General features: G+C 43.7%; 25 protein-coding genes and 1 pseudogene. 5 read left to right on the forward strand and 21 right to left on the reverse strand.

Going from position 1 to position 17,054, the window contains the following annotated elements:
- The 14 genes and pseudogenes from Xsto_RS17085 to Xsto_RS21625 all read right to left on the reverse strand — a co-directional run.
- Positions 1–702: pseudogene (locus tag Xsto_RS17085) on the reverse strand (hypothetical protein); the annotation flags it as partial.
- Positions 703–710: 8 nt separating this feature from the next.
- On the reverse strand, positions 711–1,343 hold the full coding sequence (locus Xsto_RS17090) for a baseplate wedge 1 family protein (protein ID WP_099125844.1): 633 nt from the start codon (positions 1,341–1,343) through the stop codon (positions 711–713).
- Entirely contained in the window at positions 1,340–2,533 is a 1,194-nt protein-coding gene (locus Xsto_RS17095) for a baseplate J/gp47 family protein (RefSeq protein WP_099125845.1), read from the reverse strand. The genes Xsto_RS17090 and Xsto_RS17095 overlap by 4 nt, the downstream gene beginning before the upstream one ends.
- A complete protein-coding gene (locus tag Xsto_RS17100; RefSeq protein ID WP_099125846.1) occupies positions 2,530–2,883 on the reverse strand; it encodes a hypothetical protein in 354 nt (117 codons plus the stop codon). The genes Xsto_RS17095 and Xsto_RS17100 overlap by 4 nt, the downstream gene beginning before the upstream one ends.
- Positions 2,884–2,885: 2 nt before the next feature.
- Positions 2,886–3,575, reverse strand: coding sequence for a phage baseplate protein (locus Xsto_RS17105; protein WP_099125847.1), 690 nt, complete (start codon positions 3,573–3,575; stop codon positions 2,886–2,888).
- Positions 3,556–4,446 (reverse strand): baseplate hub protein, encoded by an 891-nt coding sequence (locus tag Xsto_RS17110; protein ID WP_099125848.1) that lies wholly within the window; start codon positions 4,444–4,446, stop codon positions 3,556–3,558. The genes Xsto_RS17105 and Xsto_RS17110 overlap by 20 nt, the downstream gene beginning before the upstream one ends.
- Positions 4,436–4,708 carry a phage baseplate plug family protein gene (locus tag Xsto_RS17115; protein WP_099125849.1) on the reverse strand — a complete coding sequence of 91 codons (273 nt, stop codon included), beginning with the start codon at positions 4,706–4,708 and terminating at the stop codon, positions 4,436–4,438. Before Xsto_RS17115 ends, Xsto_RS17110 begins: the two co-directional genes overlap by 11 nt.
- The gene (locus Xsto_RS17120) at positions 4,708–5,451 is read right to left on the reverse strand and encodes a phage baseplate protein (RefSeq protein ID WP_211284339.1); all 744 of its coding nucleotides are present in this window, start codon (positions 5,449–5,451) and stop codon (positions 4,708–4,710) included. Before Xsto_RS17120 ends, Xsto_RS17115 begins: the two co-directional genes overlap by 1 nt.
- Before the next feature lie 92 nt (positions 5,452–5,543).
- Positions 5,544–6,032 (reverse strand): type II toxin-antitoxin system death-on-curing family toxin, encoded by a 489-nt coding sequence (locus tag Xsto_RS17125; protein ID WP_099125850.1) that lies wholly within the window; start codon positions 6,030–6,032, stop codon positions 5,544–5,546.
- 4 nt (positions 6,033–6,036) lie between these two features.
- Positions 6,037–6,213, reverse strand: coding sequence for a hypothetical protein (locus Xsto_RS21620; protein WP_169926670.1), 177 nt, complete (start codon positions 6,211–6,213; stop codon positions 6,037–6,039).
- Positions 6,214–6,405: 192 nt separating this feature from the next.
- On the reverse strand, positions 6,406–7,326 hold the full coding sequence (locus Xsto_RS22620; RefSeq protein WP_099125851.1) for an ORF6N domain-containing protein: 921 nt from the start codon (positions 7,324–7,326) through the stop codon (positions 6,406–6,408).
- Between the two features lie 252 nt (positions 7,327–7,578).
- On the reverse strand, positions 7,579–8,319 hold the full coding sequence (locus tag Xsto_RS17135) for a KilA-N domain-containing protein (RefSeq protein ID WP_099125852.1): 741 nt from the start codon (positions 8,317–8,319) through the stop codon (positions 7,579–7,581).
- A gap of 96 nt (positions 8,320–8,415) precedes the next feature.
- Positions 8,416–8,844: an Arc family DNA-binding protein gene (locus Xsto_RS17140; protein ID WP_169926671.1), complete on the reverse strand. Its 429-nt coding sequence runs from the start codon at positions 8,842–8,844 to the stop codon at positions 8,416–8,418.
- A complete protein-coding gene (locus tag Xsto_RS21625; protein WP_169926672.1) occupies positions 8,834–9,010 on the reverse strand; it encodes a hypothetical protein in 177 nt (58 codons plus the stop codon). The genes Xsto_RS17140 and Xsto_RS21625 overlap by 11 nt, the downstream gene beginning before the upstream one ends.
- A 115-nt stretch (positions 9,011–9,125) precedes the next feature.
- Between Xsto_RS21625 and Xsto_RS17145 the strand changes: the two genes are divergently transcribed.
- Positions 9,126–9,431, forward strand: a complete 306-nt coding sequence (locus tag Xsto_RS17145) for an Arc family DNA-binding protein (protein ID WP_099125854.1) — start codon at positions 9,126–9,128, stop codon at positions 9,429–9,431.
- 107 nt (positions 9,432–9,538) lie between these two features.
- On the forward strand, positions 9,539–9,961 hold the full coding sequence (locus tag Xsto_RS17150) for a hypothetical protein (RefSeq protein ID WP_099125855.1): 423 nt from the start codon (positions 9,539–9,541) through the stop codon (positions 9,959–9,961).
- A 55-nt stretch (positions 9,962–10,016) separates the two neighbouring features.
- Here Xsto_RS17150 and Xsto_RS17155 read toward each other — a convergent pair whose 3' ends face one another.
- Positions 10,017–10,481: a hypothetical protein gene (locus Xsto_RS17155; RefSeq protein WP_099125856.1), complete on the reverse strand. Its 465-nt coding sequence runs from the start codon at positions 10,479–10,481 to the stop codon at positions 10,017–10,019.
- A 122-nt stretch (positions 10,482–10,603) separates the two neighbouring features.
- Here Xsto_RS17155 and Xsto_RS17160 point away from each other — a divergent pair, with 122 nt between their 5' ends.
- Positions 10,604–11,065, forward strand: coding sequence for a hypothetical protein (locus Xsto_RS17160; RefSeq protein WP_099111596.1), 462 nt, complete (start codon positions 10,604–10,606; stop codon positions 11,063–11,065).
- An 18-nt stretch (positions 11,066–11,083) separates the two neighbouring features.
- Here the strand turns inward: Xsto_RS17160 and Xsto_RS17165 are convergent, their stop codons facing one another.
- Positions 11,084–13,702, reverse strand: a complete 2,619-nt coding sequence (locus Xsto_RS17165; RefSeq protein ID WP_099125857.1) for a transglycosylase SLT domain-containing protein — start codon at positions 13,700–13,702, stop codon at positions 11,084–11,086.
- Positions 13,703–14,143: 441 nt separating this feature from the next.
- Here Xsto_RS17165 and Xsto_RS17175 point away from each other — a divergent pair, with 441 nt between their 5' ends.
- The gene (locus Xsto_RS17175) at positions 14,144–14,419 is read left to right on the forward strand and encodes a type V toxin-antitoxin system endoribonuclease antitoxin GhoS (RefSeq protein WP_099125858.1); all 276 of its coding nucleotides are present in this window, start codon (positions 14,144–14,146) and stop codon (positions 14,417–14,419) included.
- A gap of 5 nt (positions 14,420–14,424) precedes the next feature.
- Here the strand turns inward: Xsto_RS17175 and Xsto_RS17180 are convergent, their stop codons facing one another.
- A complete protein-coding gene (locus Xsto_RS17180; RefSeq protein ID WP_099125859.1) occupies positions 14,425–14,796 on the reverse strand; it encodes a hypothetical protein in 372 nt (123 codons plus the stop codon).
- Between the two features lie 129 nt (positions 14,797–14,925).
- Here Xsto_RS17180 and Xsto_RS17185 point away from each other — a divergent pair, with 129 nt between their 5' ends.
- Positions 14,926–15,423: a hypothetical protein gene (locus Xsto_RS17185; RefSeq protein ID WP_099125860.1), complete on the forward strand. Its 498-nt coding sequence runs from the start codon at positions 14,926–14,928 to the stop codon at positions 15,421–15,423.
- Positions 15,424–15,438: 15 nt separating this feature from the next.
- Here the strand turns inward: Xsto_RS17185 and Xsto_RS17190 are convergent, their stop codons facing one another.
- From Xsto_RS17190 to Xsto_RS17200, 4 genes are read right to left on the reverse strand one after another with little or no spacing between them, the layout of a single operon-like run.
- On the reverse strand, positions 15,439–15,918 hold the full coding sequence (locus Xsto_RS17190) for a hypothetical protein (protein WP_099125861.1): 480 nt from the start codon (positions 15,916–15,918) through the stop codon (positions 15,439–15,441).
- Between the two features lie 53 nt (positions 15,919–15,971).
- A complete protein-coding gene (locus Xsto_RS21630; RefSeq protein WP_169926669.1) occupies positions 15,972–16,133 on the reverse strand; it encodes a hypothetical protein in 162 nt (53 codons plus the stop codon).
- A 47-nt stretch (positions 16,134–16,180) separates the two neighbouring features.
- On the reverse strand, positions 16,181–16,594 hold the full coding sequence (locus Xsto_RS17195) for a hypothetical protein (protein WP_099125862.1): 414 nt from the start codon (positions 16,592–16,594) through the stop codon (positions 16,181–16,183).
- On the reverse strand, positions 16,594–17,043 hold the full coding sequence (locus Xsto_RS17200; protein ID WP_099111588.1) for a phage tail fiber protein: 450 nt from the start codon (positions 17,041–17,043) through the stop codon (positions 16,594–16,596). The genes Xsto_RS17195 and Xsto_RS17200 overlap by 1 nt, the downstream gene beginning before the upstream one ends.
- Positions 17,044–17,054: the final 11 nt, after the last annotated feature.

Consider the following 17,054-nt stretch of genomic DNA (forward strand, 5'->3'; position numbering starts at 1 on the left):
AGTCCGGGTATCCAGTGAATGAGAAGCCCTGTCTACTGTATCCCGTAAACCAAGATTGTTCACAAACGCCGCTTTATCTTGGATATCCGCCCCGTTCTGTGCTTTTTCGAGACGACTGTTGGCGTTGTCATTGACCTGATTCAATGCCGAATTAGTGGCGTAATCGCCTTTGTCTTGTTTGGTGTTCAGGGTATCGGTGACCGCATTCTGACTCATCACCTGTGATTTACTGTTGCCGACTGATTGCACTACATCAGAGCGATTGAGCTTTTTGTTTAATTCATCCAAAAGCAGCGTTGTGCTTACTTGCTTCCATGCCGCACTGACTTTCTCAGACGACTCTTTATTGAAGTTAATTTTATTATTGTCCGTCAGACTCTGAAACTCTTTGGTTTCATCATCAGACTGCAATATTGCCCCTTTGGGGTAGCCCCCGGTCGAATCGGCATATTCCTGCGAATACTTAAACTTTCCCCCCTGGGATAAGTACACAATATTGTCTGAAATCTGGTTCAGGATACCGTTAAAATCGCGTCCGCTGGGTGGTAATCCACCTGCGGTGACGGGCATCATGGTAATTTGCGGAAAGCCGGTATCCCATGTGGCCTTTTGGCTGGGTAAGTCGGATTTGTGGTTCGTAGGGATCGCGTCTTTCTGCCCGTTCTGCGCGAAGGGCTTAGGGATTAAGTTAGGGTTTTTCATTGTTCACCTTATTGTGCAAAAGCGGCCTGACCGAAAGGCTGGAAGCCTGTCCCGTAGAAGCCGAAAAATTCACCCGCTGGCAGTTCTGCAATGGAAATCTGAACCCCTGACGGATGCGGTAAGATGTGGTGGTGGTAAATCAGGTTCTTTTCTAATTCCGATAACCGGTATTCAAAAACATATCGTGCGGTCATGTGACCGGTGATCAGGTAATAAGCCCGGCCTGTAAAAATACGACTTTTCAGGAACCGGTTAATATTTGGCGCGGTGGCATACAGAATGTTCGAGTGCGCCTTCATTAAGATGACATCCCGATAAGTGGAATCATCCATCTTGTAAGACATATCTGAAGACCCGCCACTGTAAAAGGGTGACTGGTCAAACGGAGTATATTTCTCTGTCTCCTTAAAACCGAAATAATCCGCATTCGGATCCGGTATGGATAAATCCCTACCAATGCCGACAATTCGTCCCCAAATATCCAGCCCGAACCCTTTTGCCGTGAGCACATTGACCGCCAGATGATAGAACTCATCTGTGTTGGCTCTAGGATCGACAGTATCATTGAAATTATTGAGGATAGTGCAGAGGGTCGGACTGTTGGCGTACTGGCTCAGGAAAGTGTCTTTTATCTCAATCATGACGCTATCCTTATGTCATCCACTGATAACACCGGGAATTCATCAATACCGAACTCCAGATAATTTGCTACCGCCTCGCCTTTTCTGGCTACCTGAACCGCTATTAACCGCTCAGTCGCAGCCTGGGCCACAACACAAATGTAATCACTGGCAATCAGTTTCTTGGCAATGCGACCTTTTCCCCGACCTGTGGTGAATTCATTCATGACCGCCTGACGGATGGCTTCTTTGTCCTGATGGGTTAATTTCAACTTGTCTTCAAAGGTGATAATAAACTCCACCGGGATATGGTGAGGCCGGATAAATGTCACCTCATAACGGGGTGGCATATAAGGGAAATTTTCTGTGTCCTCGTATTTGACCGTATTATTGCCCACAAACGAGCAGCCAGACCCGGCTTTGCTCAGAATATGCCGAGCAATCTCATTATCATCCCCCCCCACGACAGAGACTGCGATGGAGTTCCGAATCAGTGGATAATTGGTAAACCCTACGGTTTTTGTTTCGTTAGAGGGATTATCGATAACGTAACAGTCGATCACGCCCTTAAGATTACCTATTGCTCCCTGTGTAGCGGCATTGGTATTTTTGGCATTGACCGCCACAGACTGCTGTCGTCTTAGCTCAAACTCCTGTCGGGATTCGGCCTCTTTGCCCACAATAGCGGCCTGTTTATTGATAACCGAATCTATCCCGGCAACAGCTTTCACAATGCGATTAATGGACTCGGCAGCCGTTTCAATCCGTCCAACAACATCACAGTAAACATGCACAGTGACGAGTCCATCTTCACCGATTGCGGACTCTACTTGCGTACTCCACGTCCTCCCGGCGTTATCAGCCACCTGAAAGCCAACCGGGATAGCCGTATTGACCAGCCCATTAATCGTAACCTCAGCCACGGATTGAGTCGCCGGTTTGCGTTGCAGGAAATAAATATACCCCAGCGCATCCTGCATCAGGCCATCAGCGTAACGCGGGTCAAAGCTGTTCAGGAGATGGATAAAGAAGTTTCGTTCGTCGGTGATAATCGCAGTTAGCGTCGTCACTAATTGGCCTTGCGGGGTTTTCATGTCGGTATTGAGATTGTCACCAAAACACCCCTTGAGTACCTGCCACCAGCCATCAATCACCTCCTGTGTGGGTGGCGCTAATATCCCCTGTGGGGTCATTTGCAGTTTTGGGATCATAATTCGATTGCTCCCTTGGTTCCGTTAATGTCAGTAAACAGTATTCGTCCTCTCACCACCCTGTCATTGGCGGTACTGAGTTCCGCCGTAGCTGATATCACTCCCTCGACAGACATCGCCGCATCCTCTAAATACTTGCGGTACATCGCCAATGAGTAGCGGTTCTTGCCCAAAATTTCCTCCAGATACGGAATACCGTCACCCTGCGAGTAATACAGGTCTTTGACGAAGACCCGACAGGCATTAGCCACTGACTGCGCTCTGGCGTACTGGTCTGAGGCCACAGCAATGTTGCCCGCCGCATCGAGAGTTAAATCCCATGTGGCAGGCATTAAAAATAATGTCCGCATGATTACGCCTTCTGGTTAGGTGGGCTGGTATTTGCGCCTTGTCCGTGTTCGGGGTGAGTGTGGCGGTTATAGATTTCACGCATACCAGCCATTGACTGGCTATTGATGGTTGTGTTGTCGGTAATATTGCTCTTGGCCTGAATGGTGCTGGTCGTCTCAACCGGCGCATCCAGTACAATTTTAGTGGCTTTGACGTTCACGATGCCGGTGGACACGATATCCATTCCGCTCTCCAGAAAATGGATAAACTGGGATGGTGTGCCATTCAGTAAACCACCGAGATAGAGACTGTCCGCCATATCGTATTTGCGTTTACTGCCCGGGGGCGCTGAATTCTTGGTTCTCTTCACCTTTGAGATATCCCGGCTGGCGGTAAAACAAAAGCCCAAATCCCCTACTTTTGGGTCAAGAATGACGGCGTTTTCACCACCCTGATAACGAAAGTACGGCACATTGTAGACAGTGGCATTCTGGTAGATATTGCCTGCGCCATCGACCTGTTGCACCAGTGGCAGGATATCGACATACCCTACCGGGCCAACACCGCCCCCGTGGATTTTCTCTACCCGGCAAATGGTCACCGTGCCCATTCTGCCAATCAGTGACCAGATAATGGCTTCCTGACTGAGCGCCCCGCCTGCGGTGGCTTGTGGATCATAAAGTAATACCCGTTCACTTCTTGATGGCGGCATAGTTTTCTCCTCGTCGGCTGGCTGACACTTCCATTGCCCATTGAGCGGAATCCTGCTCGGTTTCTAATATTGTCCTGATACCAAAAACCAGCCAGTCCCCGTTACATATCTTTATCAGACTGTCAGTAATACGCACGATACCGCCAAACCGGACAAGGGGGTCATAGAAACACTTGAACTGCACGCCGAGATTGGTTGGTATGGGGTAACTGATTAAGCCTGTTTCCGGCGAGATAACCGGAATTTTTAAGGTGCGCCGGGGGTTGTCTTTGTAGGTGATGGCTACGTTTTTGTCTTCGATATACACATCCAGATTGGCGGCATGGGCCAGTTGGCGGATTTTATCGATGTCCGTGTTATGCAGGTACGGATCTGAGACTTTTACGCTAACTCCGTTAGATTCAAAGGTGTACCCCATGCGCTGGCAAATCGTTGCTATGATAGCGGCAACATCGTGTTCGCCCTCGTAGCTTTCAGCATTCACCCCCTGCATTTTATCCAACACCGCCGTTTGCGACTCAATCACCAGTGATGCATTAGGTACATCGCCAAAATCAGGGTAGGCAAACGTGATGCCACCTCTGAAGACCTGTGATAACGCCTCCCCTTCTTCTCCGGCCTCAATGGTCATCATATTGCGCAGCGCCTGAAGATCACCCCACTTTTTGCGCAGTAACTTCTCCATCGTCTCGATAGGCAGACCATAGGCTTTCACCCGCGCATAAGGCGTGATGGCCCCGTTGCCGTAGTTAATTTCGGCATTAATCCGAAGTCCGGTAGATGAAAGTTTATTCTGACTGGATGAGGTGAAGGATTCGTCTTTGCCTGAAAGCGTGAGCGTGATTTTGATAACTTTGCGATTAAATTTCATCGTTCCATACCAGTTTATAGCGGGAACCCAGTCCGGTGTATTGCGGGTCAGTGTTCCCTTCGATGTCCACAAAAACCAACCATCGACAGATATACGACAGATTCCGGCAGACACGGTTACACACCAGATACTCGCCGTTCTTTTGTACCGTGGCGAAAATATTTCCCAGTCGGCTCTCAAGGGTTAAGTCGATTAAGTCTGCGTTAATGGTGAATGACGTAGTTTGGTTGGGAATGGGAGATAAAGTAATTTCAACAAGCATTAAAAGAACCCTCCGCCATTAATTTGTTGCCGCCCCATCTCTAGGAGTTCTTTACCCTTATCAAGGGCTTTTCCTAATGCACCGCCGACTCTTTCGCTAAAATCCCCAATCCTCTTTAATTTAGTTTTTCTGCTATCCAAAATATCATCTAGTATGCCGTTCACTTCTTGCTGCTGCGCTTCCACTTTTTGCGTTTGCTCGCCTGTGTCCTTTTTCTTAGCATCATCCGGGTTCTTCACTTCCTCTTTGTCATATTTGATTTTCACTTCCCTGACTTCTTCCAGGTGGACATTGACCTTAATCAGCGTAGTGCCGTCTTTGGCCTCCCGTGCAAGGTCATAGCCGACAATCGCAGCATTGATGTAGACAAATTCCGGCGTGACCACATGAAATTTCAATGTGCTTTTCGCTAATATCTCAAGCTGGGACAGGAAAGCGCCGCGCTCTAATGTACCACCTGAACTTTTGCTTAGCTGAACCGTGACTTTGTAAGGCTCACCGACCTTGTTATAAGAAGCAAATGAGCCGTTCTCTATCGGGGCACTTACAACCCGATACTGGTTCTGGTATTGCAGGGATATCACGCTGTCTGCCAGTAAGAGAGGGATGCCATACTGATTGAATATTCCCCAGTAGTTACCGAACAATGTGTTTATTAACGCTGCACCACCCAGGCTAATTCCGGCATCAATTGCAGCGTTGGGGATACCCTTCCAGTTAGGGATATCTGGCTTTCCGAACATAGTTAACCCCGTTTTTTGGATGTAAAAAAACCGCACTCGGCGGCCTTAGAAATGAAAAACCCGCCGAAGCGGGTTGATTGATTTATGCTTATTTAATCAATGTGAATTCGTAGCATTCCGGTCATTATGCTATCCAATGACGGATAACATAAATTTCTAGTATCGTATTCTCTAGACCAATAACACAGCCAGTCTTCTAGCTCATCACGAGAATACTCTTTCCCCGCCAATCCAACAGCCATTTCGATAATCTCATCATTAGGGGCAGTAAGCTCATATCCATTGATTAACAAAAAGATATAGCCCGACATCATGGCTGTCCGTTTGTTAGCATTAGCAAATGGGTGATTTTGTATTAAGCTATGAACTAAAACAGATGCCAGTTTAAACATGTCATCTGTTTGTTCATAGTACCTAGTCAAACTAGGGCTGGCTTGAGATGATCCTAGTTCATTTGGTTTTAGAACTTTGATTATCTCTTTCGGGGTTTGTTTCTCAATTAACTCTTTGTTTATATAAGTAATGTCGTCAACTGACAAATAATTTATACCTTCAACGAACTCCGCAGCCCATGAAGACATTTATTTATACCTTTGATAATTCTTCCATTGCTTTATCGTAACGAGTAAAGCCAAATGTGAAGGCATTTTTGACTTGATCGTGATGAGAGCCATCGCCTTTAGCAGCCCGAGGTAAAGCTTGTTTGCTTTTGTCACGAGGCGGTATGCAAAGACGATTTGTCTTTTTAAGTGCGTGACTCATAAGAAAAACCTCTAAAATATAAATAGCTAAGACTATAAGTCTAGCGTGTTTTAACTCATCAATGGAGTTACCTTAAGGTAATGATAGGGTTAAGTTGACTTAAATTCAACAAGAAAGACTGTTTTTTTATTGTTCTGTTAATGGTTAAAAAATATTAAATCACTTCAACTGTTAGCCATCCATGGCTCAACATTAGATATATTCTAAATCGCGCTTAATTTGCGCTACTTTCCGGTGATAAATCTCAAGGTGATACGCTAGTGCCTGTAATTGGAATCGGGCGGCCTCAACATTAATCCCCATGCTAGACAGCCCATTAAGCAAACTATTAATAGGGTTCGGGTATTCAGCACCATTCAGTAACTGAACTGGATAACTGGTAGCATTTTTTAATGCGCCGTCTTTATTTATCCCTTTAGCCTTAAAAATATCATCATAGCCATCAAAGAATGACATAGAGTAAGCCAATTCATTTAGGTTTAAAGCTGGTAATTCTTCTTTCGGTAGTAACTCACCCTCAATAGCCTTAGTTGCCAAATACTCTATTGCAGAAGGTAATTGTTCACTGGTTAACTCACCGATGCTTTTTACCCCAAATTCACGATGCACCATCTGGAATAACGTTCTATCACTGATGCCATATTTACCCATTAGGGTATTAACCAGTCCACGTAAGGGAGTGCGGTCATGGGTTGTGGTTTTAGTCTCAACCCCTTTCAGGTTAAAGTAGAAATCTTCCAGTTTCCCGAACACATCCCATGCTTTGTCAGTATCCAGCATTTTAGCGTGACGAGCTGCACCGCGTTCTGTCCAGAGGATGAGGCTACGGGCGCGTTTACCAACTAGTAAAGATAACTCTTTAACTGACTCGCTTAAAGATAGTCTGTTCTTGAATTCTCTTAAAATTGAACCGGTTAACTTAAAGAAATGCGTGCCCTCTACAAATCTATCAGTATTTCTCGCATGGTTCTGCTGAATTCGAATAACATCAGTTTCATAAACATCAGCTAACAGCTCAGTAGTAATGACCGGAACACTGTTGTACATGATGGGGATCATGTGCTCTACTGATGGGGAGTTTTTAGTTAATTCATTAACTGTTATACTTACCATGTTTACTTCCTTTCGGTTGGGGTAAACGTTGTATTAGAGGCCCCTAGCTGTCCTACCAGTTCGGGGCTTCGCCGTTTAAAGCGACATCATTTATTACGTAACTGTAACCTTTTGTAAATATTTACATGCTAAATTTGGGAAGCGGCTCGAAAATTAGACTAATCAATCGATTTAAGATAGGGAATCGGTTGCATACCCTTAATAACATTGATAGCTTGATTGTTCGCTCTTCGCCTTCCGTGGCTTAAATCCTTAAGCTACTTCAACACCATGAATTAAATGTCTCAGCGCTTTAATGCCGTTCTCGTTATAACGGAATGCTTCGACTTGCTTACTTGAGTAAGCGGACTTATCCAGAAAGAACTTGCCATTCTGCTCATTCTTGAGGTTGTGCTTATTGGCAACCAGTCCGATTTTCTTCGCTGACACATCCAGCATTTTTCCTACTTCACCTGCTGTGTAATATTTTTCTTCCAGTACAGGCAGAGGAACTGCTTCAAAACCAACGATAGGGTTAACAATGTTAGCGGCTGCACATTGCTTCGCTTCATTGCTCAAATTTGGCATCAGAGCAAACAAACTACTGACAGCATCAACTGACATTTTCAGCGTTCTGGCGCGGCGGTATTCAGGTAAGCCTGATTTGCTTTTCTCTGGTACTAATTTCCCTGAACGATAATCAATGAAAGTCTGGTTCACCTGCAATTGGAATGCTGGACTGATCCACCCTGCATATGAGACTGCTAAAAGTTCATGAGCAAAAGTGCCACCATAACGACCTTCTTTTCTAACTAGGGGATTTTCACGAGTTAAACTTCCAACCTCTAAAACCAATAACTTAACAGATTCTGACTTTACCCACTCGCTTGGTGCTCTTGATGCTCCTTGACCACTCGCCTTATGCAAAGCATTCAGGTTAAAACGACCTTCTGAATCGGTAGTGATTTCTACGCCTGCAATGACAGGAAGATTTTTATTTGTTACATTATTCATATTGTCACTCTCTGTTATGGGTTGACATAATCTTTATTACTTACACGGTTTGAAGATTTAGAAGCCTCGTTGGTTGCAGCCTTCGAGGTTTCGACTTTATTGACGTTCTGATTCATTATCTTCAGCGGTATCCTTATTTCCCTCATCTACACGACATTCAATGTGATAAGCAAGAATGCTTACGCAATCGCTAACACATGACGAGCATATATACCCATACAGGCCAGCGATAAATAAACGACTTTTTTTGCTGTCTTTGCTGTTTCTGCCACAAATACTGCATCCAATATTCGTGTTCACTTTCTCTATTTCCAATGCCATTTTATTCCCCTGATATCTGCAATCCTTTGTTTTTATTGAGTTGTGTTTTTTCTCTGCCTTATAACCATTCATTTCTTCTTTCAAAACTTCCACAATCTCTGCATTTAGAGAGCGGCCATTATTGTTGGATTCTTCCTCATACCATTCCCTAACCTCATCCGGCATCCTCAAGGGATACGGGGGTATTCTCTTCTTATGACTCATTTTTATTTCTCTCTTCTGCATACCAAGCTATGGCCTGATTCAAAATTGAATTCTGAGAAATACCGTCTTTATCAGCAAATCTACAAACCTGATCTTTCAGGTATTCAGTTGTCCGTAGCTGCATCTTTTCAGTTTTCTTTCTTGTGTCTAAGTTGGTGCTTGTCATCTTATTTTCTCCATATTGATAATGTCATAATGACATGATGTCAGTATGACACGCATTTACATGATGTCAATATGCTATTACCATTATTTTAGAATTAAATAAAAAGGTAATTAAAATGACTAAAAAGCTCGTGGCAAACCAAGATAAATTCATGCTCAGATTGCCCGATGGCATGAGGGAAGCTATTGCCCAAAGAGCAGAAGAAAACGGCAGATCAATGAATTCCGAAATTGTTCAGATTTTGCAAGATGCACTTGATACTGGTGCTAGTCAGATCGACCTAAATATGTCGCCAGAGGATGCTCAAGCTACATTTGAGGATGGAATAGAAGAATTTAAAAGGCTGTTGACCCAAAAACAGGAAGAAATATTGAATACAGCCAGAATTGTGGCAAAACTAGTTAGCCATAAAGATAAATAACCTGACTGACTATTTATCTTTCAATTTCGTCCAGAAAATGGAGGCCAACCAAACATGCCTCCACATACAAGGCCAAAAAACAACCACATAAGCGGCTCGAATAAAAAATGGAATTCCTTAACTATATTAAAAAAATCTTGCATGATTACGCACCTATTATCAGTTTATTGTGTTTCCTGTTAGGTCTTTACATTGGTAATAAGCAGGCTATTGGCAGAGATAGAAGGAAGGAATTCAACACTGCCGTAGCGCCGCTTAGAAAAACCTTAAGGCGACAAATTGAAAGAATAGAACAACGAAAATCACCTTACCCTCCACTCAGTAAGGATGATTTTTATGCTTTGTACGATGTTACTTATAGATTTCAGCGTATTAAGCTATTGCAACTCTGGAAAGCCTACCAAAAAGCAGATAGCGAAAGTTATCGTATTGAACATAGTAGCTCAGGAAAGCCTTTCGCTACCTTTATTAGTCCTGAGCAATATTTAAAAGCAGCAAAAGGTTTACTTGATTTCATGGGAAGTAAATAGAAACAAGCCCCATAATGGGGCGTTCTTGCTAAATAAAATCAGTCCGTAATTGAAATTATTCAATCCCAAATTTTCTTTTAAGATCGGATTTATGCTGTTCGATAAATTTCCTTATCCTCTCCGCCCTTTCGTTTGTTGTGCCCATCTTTACATTATTATCTAGCAGTATTTGGAGCATTTTCTTTCTTTCACTTGCGGTTACTTCTTTTGCATGAAGTTTAAACATAGCTCTAACTGCTGATACAAACTCTTCGCAAAGAACAGGCTCATTGCATTCTTTGCTTAAAATATCTTCGTTTGGCATATAAATAGCATAAGAGATTCCATCCATATTCATTTTTACTTCAGGAATGGTATTATATTTGGGCTTTACGTAAGTTGCTTTATCATCTTTAGCGTTGTAATTGTTTAAAACCTTTTGAAAGTTATTAAAAGCAATTTTATTTTTAGGCTCAGGAAGAGCAGCAGAATTCACTACGCCAGATACTAGCAGTAAAGCAACCGCAACTTTCTTTAACACTCATCACCCCCACATAACAATTAATTTGCTCCAAGTATAACCATCATGCTCAAATAAAACACAGGATAAACAAATTAGTGTTATGCTATCCACATAGATCAACTACTTTGAGGTGCAATGTAATGAGATTAATAAAAGCCGCACTCCTTATAATTGCCACTGTAATAGCATTACCTTCTCTGGCAGCAGAGAATAAAAAATATGAGTCTATGACTTATGCAGGTAATGATTACTATATGGATATTCGCGCTGGGAAAATATATGGCATTTATGATGTACCCAAGAATAATTCAAGTGATGTTGCAGGCTATTGGTTTAATTGCTCTGCCCCCGTTACAGAACGTGTCACTGTTGTTTCTGTTACACCAGACGAAAGAACGATTGAAAAATTCAAGGTTAAAGATAGTAAAGGTGATTATGCAACCTATAATATTTCACCAATCTATAAAGACATTCCTGACTTTGCACGGGGCTATATAAGCTCCCTGATTAAGCAAGATGCCAAAATAAAACTGACTTCTCGTGCCTGTGGCAGCGGCGGCTTCCCTACCTTTGAATCCGTTGAACCTATCAAAAAGTCTTGAGCTAAGCGGAAATCCCGCTTAGCCCATCGATGTCATAATTTGAGAAAGACTTAACCTAGCGGCCTCACCTGCATCAGTTACAGTTCCAGTTATCGTATTTGCGGATGTGACTACATTAATATCTCCGTTAAGGTCTACTTTGACATTATTAGTTGCACCAGCCATAGGCATACTACGTATTTTCTCGGTTTGTGCGAGGAACTCATGAGGGGCGGTCATGTCCATATTTGGGATAATTGGTTGATTCATCCTTGCCTGAAAGTCAGAAAGTGACTGCACAACACCCTGAGCCTTCCGATCCTGTAGTTCTTTTTCCCTGTAGCTTCTGACTCTTTGGATATAATCACGTGTTTCTTTTGGCATATTTTTCATACCAAACTTACTCATATTACCAGTACCCCAATTATATCCAGCCAACATCTTATCTATATCGCCTTTAAATTGCCTGGATAAATCACCGTACATTTTAGCTGCTGCGTCCGATGATTTATACCAATCGAAAACATCATTGCCTTTTAGCCCATATGCTTTGGCTGTTGGTGGCATGAATTGAAATGGGCCTTTAGCACCTTTCTTAGAAACCTCAAATCGATTCCCTGATGATTCAGCCATAGCAACCCCGTATAACCAACCGGCTGGCAGCCCCTCCTTCTTCTCAAGCTCCATAAAATACCCTCTCATGGCATTGAAAGCAGCCTGACCTTTTAGCTTATTGGCATTCGGGGCAACACCGTTAAGTTCATCAAGAGTCATTTCACCGCGCTGAACTTTGCGTTTGCGTCTGTCGAGATCAGGATCGCCGGTTGGAATATCGAGGGTGGTTGGGGTGATGTGGTGGCCTGTTCCCTTGCCACGATTATCTACCCATTCACCATTAACCCATCTGGCATCACCTTGACCTATCGCAGCCATTCCCGCATATTTCCAGTTTGGGGCAGTCCTGAATCGCTGGAACCAGTCATACTCACCAAACACTGAATTAAGCACAGCATCAACATAATCAACACTCGCATATGCCGCGCCAGCAGCTAAACCAACCGCTCCGACTCTCCCTACTGCGCCTAATTTTCCGGCCTTATTACCAACCTTGGCGGCTTGTTTGCCTATCCCTTTAATGCCTCTACCCACTTTAGCGAATGCTTTTAAAATCTTACCTACCCAGCTCACAGCAATATAGGTAGCAAAGCCAGCAAAGGCTGTTTTAAGAAGATTAAGCTCACCATTAGTATCAGTGAACCACTTGCCAATCGTTGTCCCTTTGAACCATTTTTCCAGCTTCTCTAACTGCTCCATGATCCAGACAAATGACTTATGCATTGCGCCCCAGTCAAAGAACGAATCCTTGCCTTCTTTCCAGCCTTTGTAATCGTCATAGAGAAGCCATAACGCAGCAATAAAGGCAAAAATTAAGCCAGTACCAGTGATTAACGGAGCAAACAGAGCTAATACCGCTAAGGCCGCCCGTGCAACAACAGGAATTAAAATGATACCGATAGCCGTAGCCATTCCCTGAAATAGGGTTATGACTGTCTCACGGTTCTTATTCAGGTAGTCAAGAAATCCAGTCACCATCTGAGATAATTTCAGTAAGCGCGGTATCAGGTAATTCGCCACCAGCGTTTTCAGTCCTTCCCATTGTTGGCTAAGAACGGCGTTTTGTTCCCTGAGCTTGCGGTTAAGCTCCAGTTCTTCCTTTGTGGAGATAACCAGATCCTTCTGTGCATCCAGCTTTTTCTGAATGGCTTCACGGCCTTCTAACAGGGTGTTAATCGTGCCGTCATCCATGCCCATGTTTTTAGCGATGTTATAGGCCTGTGGGCGCTCCATTTGGGACATACTGTCAGCCATATCTAACAGGATATCATCCAGACTTCTGAGCTTCCCTTGCGAGTCCACCACTCCGACACCCAGGGCATTAAAGAAAGGCAGGATAGATGCATCACCAACAGTCACTAAATCCCACAGTGACTTATTGAGGTTGGACATGGTAGCCGTCATGCCGTCAGCGCTACCACCTGACATTTCAGCGACGTTCTGCCATTTCTTGATGTCTTCTGCATCCATCCCTAAGTTCTTACTCAGGAAGTGCAATTGGTCATTTGCTCCAGACACTTCACCGATAAATTTAGCAAGACCAGTAGAAACAAAGATAGTAGTAAACAACCCAGCTAATGCCTTAACAGCGCCGTTTATCGCCTTGTCCCAGTCCTGCGTTTTTTCGGTAATACCACTGATATTATCCGTAAAGCCCAGTACTATATTGGATGTACTCTTAGTAGATTTCCCAGTATTTTCAGTAGATTCAGTTAGCTTCTGGTTAGATTTATCTAAATTTTGTGCGCTATCGCTAGCCTCGTTCATTCCATCAGACTGATTGACTATGGCAGTAGAAACATCATCAAGCTTTTGCGTAAGGTCATATACGGCAGTGGTTAATTTTTCCTGCATTTTAGTCAGGTCATCAATTGCGTTACTGGCTCCAATCATGTCATCAGACATAGTGACCATAGCTGTAGACGCACCACCAGCCTTTTTATCCAGATCATCAAGCGCTCTGGTTGCCTTGTTAGCATCACTGGCAAAGCTGTTCATATCCAGTTTGAGTGAAACAAGCAATGTATCGACGAGGGTAGCCATTTAGCTCTCCTTTGGGTGTAAAAAAACCCCGCATTGAGCGAGGCTGGTTTTATTTTTGCTATTTACCTAAAAGACTTCGTAAACACATACTATTGGCGGGTACAGAAATAATATGGCAAATATAGCGAATGCCTTTTTATTACCTTTATTTTTTGTTTTAATTGCTGAAAAAATACAGGATATTCCAGCCATTGCAGAGGGTATACCTAAAATATATCCAATATAAAAAATATAAAGGTCATAAATAACTTCCATTCATAATTCCTTAGCAGTCCATTGTCATGCACCAGAATATAGCAGTAATTCCAATCGCTCACTATCACCTTAATCGAGATTAATTGCCTGCTTTTCACCACATCAGGCGAGGTGGTTCCTCACTTACCGTAATTAAGGGAAAGTGATAGGTTGACTATTTCGCAATCAAAATGAGGAATAAGAAGAATGGCAAATTATTTAGTTCGAGTTGAAATATATGATGCTAGTTATAAGGAATATGATGAATTACATGAAAGAATGCTCCGTCTTGGGTTTTATAGGAGCGTCACATCCTCTGATGGCAAAAATTATAACCTACCCGATGGTACTTACTTTGGAATATCTGATTGGGAAAAAGCAACTATTTTATCTCGTGTAATGAATGCATCCAAACCACTTTCGAAAAGAGAACCCGCAGTTTTTGTTGGCGTATTAGCTGACTGGACAGCTTCACTTTATTAATCTAATTAACCATTACAAACTACGGGGATTTGACCATCTTTAGGTAAGTTGGCTCGCCTGATATCAATCATATTGGCGACCAACTTTATAGCTTGATCAAAGGTAATACCTTCTTCTTTTGCTAACTCCGATATTACTATTTCAATCCCGCGCACTTTTAAGCGTTCGCGTTGACTTGACCCAACTCTGCCATATTCACTGTCTGAATCACAAAGTTTTGAAAAACCCCTCACTATACTTTCAGCCAGATTCTCCAGTCTGGCTGTTTGTTGCTCTTTGCATTCATCATCAACTGAACCTGACTCGCGAATAGCAATCGTTTTATACGTTTCAACTGCTGCGGCTCTCACATCATCTGGTAATTTTTCAAATTTCATTATTCTTCTCCCGTTATTGGTTTAATGTGTCTGCATATTTAACCACCTCAGACGGCAGTGGTTTTGCTACTCCCCAGCAACAAAATCGATTATTATTTAATCACCCCAGCGAACAAAAAGAGAAAATAAATGGCAACGCTGAAAGAGAGACATCTTATGATTATTCGCGCACTAAATAACCCTGACAGGCCGTTACAACCTATCAGTGATGAAAAACTGAATCTTTTGGGTGATATGTTGGGCTGGGATCAAATGGCTGACGACACTCGCTATTTGATGAATATTGGGTTAATTAACCCTGATGCCGTGGGTTTTAGCCATGATGGTTACTATACCTTCCGCACTGATTTTATGGCATTGACCGCAAAAGGATTTGATTATGCCAATGTGGATACTATCGGCAGTGAATTAAATGCCGTTACTATCAAAATCCACAAAAATACCCTTGAGCAGATTGAAACTATTATTATGTCTGCCAATTTGCCTGAGTCAGAAAAGAAAACCCTTTTGCAATTAGTGAAAGAAAAAGGCGCTGAGTCCGTTGTGGGCAAATGCGTTGATACACTATTTGCCAATGCAGGTGCAGTGACTCAAGTTCTTTCTGAGATGGCAAAAAGTGTACTCTAAGCCCATAACGGGCTTTTATTCCCCCATCCGGTTACACCTGCCCAGTACCGCATTCACTGGGCTAAAGGCATTGCTACTGCTTAATGCCGCTATCACACCGGCTTTTTCCGTGCCAATCACATACGCGAAATTACTGTCGTCCCTCGCGACATGATAGGTCACCTCTGACGGACTTCTGGAACCTGTTCCCAGACTGGTGCTCATATACCCCCATGAACCTGACGGCCTTGCATCAAAAGCCATACCCGGATGCAGGTCAACACCAATGTATTTGCCGTCCTTATCGGTGCTGACATTCATCATGGCTTTCGGAAAGTAACCGGACGGAAAGCCCTTGAGATTTTGCGCATCCTTAAAGATATAAGCGGGGTACATATCACAGAAATAGTTACCATCCCGGATAGCCAGTTTACCGTCCTCCCCTGTATACACACCACTGTCTGCCAGTAACGTACAAGGGAATAACAGTAAAGCCGCAGCGATTTTTTTGAACATCGGACACCTCACAGCAAGATAACCTGCTTTAAGTATAGCTTTTCTGCCTGAGTTTAAGGGTGTTTGCCTTCCATCTCTTCCTTGAGACGTTTGTTATACTCACTGGCCTGACCGATTTCTATCAGATTCATGGCAGCCTCAAGACCGTAGACCGTGGCTAACTCATGGTAACTGGCATAGCCGGCGGTCACCACCTGAAAGACCACGCTAGACACATTCACGGTCTCCGCCAGTACCCCGGCTTTCAGCGGTAGCCCGGCCTTTAGCTGCTCAAGTCTGAGCCACCGCCTTGTGTGAAAAAATCGATATGGATAGCCAGTGCTTCCTTACGCAACAAAAACAGCGTTTTCACATCCCGGATATCGGCATTAAATTCAATGGCACGGGCATTACCGCCAGACGGGACAATTTGCACACAGTCCAGCAATTCATTCAGTAGCGGAATACCATCTTCCGCCCGGATGTTCGCCAGTGCCTTGATTGCCACATGCGCCATTGCCATCATGCCCATTTCAGGCCGGATATCACCAATATCAACACCGCCATTAGCAATGGTAAACAGGGCACGCATGGCCCAGTCATCGGCTTTGACTATCGGCATTTCCGTAATTACAAAGGTCTTACCTGCATCACGGCCTGATTCTATGGTAATGGTCTTGGAGTTTAACAGTGACATTATGCGATTTCCTCTGCGCCGTTGGTGACCATGTTGAATTTGTAGCTAGTGCCGTCCAGTAGTTTTTTTCCACTCGCACCTCCGGTCAGGCTGATTAAGCCTCCCGTTCCTGTGTAGCGTTTTTTGATGGAAGGCATCTCAATGATGATATCGATATAGCGTGATTCCATATTACTGTTGAAATCCTTGCGGATATTTTCCAGTACCTGTGTCGAGGGACTGTTTGCCTCCAGATACAGTGTCCACGGCGTTTCATGGGGAATGTAGCCGATAGACTGTTTACCATCGACCCCTAACCGGGTTTCCCCGATAGTCACTTCACCGAATTCCCATGCGTTATCCGCCTGAAAGCCCTGAATCGTGACGTAATCGTCATAAATACCCTGACACCGCAACATCAACACCGCATTGGCGGAGGTGATCGTGAGGGGATTATGTCCCATTGGCATAATGGTTTACT

The organism is Xenorhabdus stockiae, assembly GCF_002632825.1.
Lineage (GTDB): Bacteria > Pseudomonadota > Gammaproteobacteria > Enterobacterales > Enterobacteriaceae > Xenorhabdus > Xenorhabdus stockiae.

What these genes read in the sequence shown, in the direction of transcription:
- Xsto_RS17160 (WP_099111596.1), top strand. Translation starts at nt 10,604, where the DNA reads ATGAGATTAATAAAAGCCGCACTCCTTATAATTGCCACTGTAATAGCA.
- Xsto_RS17100 (WP_099125846.1), bottom strand. Translation starts at nt 2,883, where the DNA reads ATGCGGACATTATTTTTAATGCCTGCCACATGGGATTTAACTCTCGAT.
- Xsto_RS21625 (WP_169926672.1), bottom strand. Translation starts at nt 9,010, where the DNA reads ATGACAAGCACCAACTTAGACACAAGAAAGAAAACTGAAAAGATGCAG.
- Xsto_RS17185 (WP_099125860.1), top strand. Translation starts at nt 14,926, where the DNA reads ATGGCAACGCTGAAAGAGAGACATCTTATGATTATTCGCGCACTAAAT.
- Xsto_RS17135 (WP_099125852.1), bottom strand. Translation starts at nt 8,319, where the DNA reads ATGAATAATGTAACAAATAAAAATCTTCCTGTCATTGCAGGCGTAGAA.
- Xsto_RS17120 (WP_211284339.1), bottom strand. Translation starts at nt 5,451, where the DNA reads ATGTTCGGAAAGCCAGATATCCCTAACTGGAAGGGTATCCCCAACGCT.
- Xsto_RS17180 (WP_099125859.1), bottom strand. Translation starts at nt 14,796, where the DNA reads ATGAAATTTGAAAAATTACCAGATGATGTGAGAGCCGCAGCAGTTGAA.
- Xsto_RS17110 (WP_099125848.1), bottom strand. Translation starts at nt 4,446, where the DNA reads ATGAAATTTAATCGCAAAGTTATCAAAATCACGCTCACGCTTTCAGGC.
- Xsto_RS17200 (WP_099111588.1), bottom strand. Translation starts at nt 17,043, where the DNA reads ATGCCAATGGGACATAATCCCCTCACGATCACCTCCGCCAATGCGGTG.
- Xsto_RS17175 (WP_099125858.1), top strand. Translation starts at nt 14,144, where the DNA reads ATGGCAAATTATTTAGTTCGAGTTGAAATATATGATGCTAGTTATAAG.
- Xsto_RS17095 (WP_099125845.1), bottom strand. Translation starts at nt 2,533, where the DNA reads ATGATCCCAAAACTGCAAATGACCCCACAGGGGATATTAGCGCCACCC.
- Xsto_RS17140 (WP_169926671.1), bottom strand. Translation starts at nt 8,844, where the DNA reads ATGAGTCATAAGAAGAGAATACCCCCGTATCCCTTGAGGATGCCGGAT.
- Xsto_RS17190 (WP_099125861.1), bottom strand. Translation starts at nt 15,918, where the DNA reads ATGTTCAAAAAAATCGCTGCGGCTTTACTGTTATTCCCTTGTACGTTA.
- Xsto_RS17125 (WP_099125850.1), bottom strand. Translation starts at nt 6,032, where the DNA reads ATGTCTTCATGGGCTGCGGAGTTCGTTGAAGGTATAAATTATTTGTCA.
- Xsto_RS17195 (WP_099125862.1), bottom strand. Translation starts at nt 16,594, where the DNA reads ATGTCACTGTTAAACTCCAAGACCATTACCATAGAATCAGGCCGTGAT.
- Xsto_RS21620 (WP_169926670.1), bottom strand. Translation starts at nt 6,213, where the DNA reads ATGAGTCACGCACTTAAAAAGACAAATCGTCTTTGCATACCGCCTCGT.
- Xsto_RS17115 (WP_099125849.1), bottom strand. Translation starts at nt 4,708, where the DNA reads ATGCTTGTTGAAATTACTTTATCTCCCATTCCCAACCAAACTACGTCA.
- Xsto_RS17105 (WP_099125847.1), bottom strand. Translation starts at nt 3,575, where the DNA reads ATGCCGCCATCAAGAAGTGAACGGGTATTACTTTATGATCCACAAGCC.
- Xsto_RS17165 (WP_099125857.1), bottom strand. Translation starts at nt 13,702, where the DNA reads ATGGCTACCCTCGTCGATACATTGCTTGTTTCACTCAAACTGGATATG.
- Xsto_RS17090 (WP_099125844.1), bottom strand. Translation starts at nt 1,343, where the DNA reads ATGATTGAGATAAAAGACACTTTCCTGAGCCAGTACGCCAACAGTCCG.
- Xsto_RS17145 (WP_099125854.1), top strand. Translation starts at nt 9,126, where the DNA reads ATGACTAAAAAGCTCGTGGCAAACCAAGATAAATTCATGCTCAGATTG.
- Xsto_RS17150 (WP_099125855.1), top strand. Translation starts at nt 9,539, where the DNA reads ATGGAATTCCTTAACTATATTAAAAAAATCTTGCATGATTACGCACCT.
- Xsto_RS22620 (WP_099125851.1), bottom strand. Translation starts at nt 7,326, where the DNA reads ATGGTAAGTATAACAGTTAATGAATTAACTAAAAACTCCCCATCAGTA.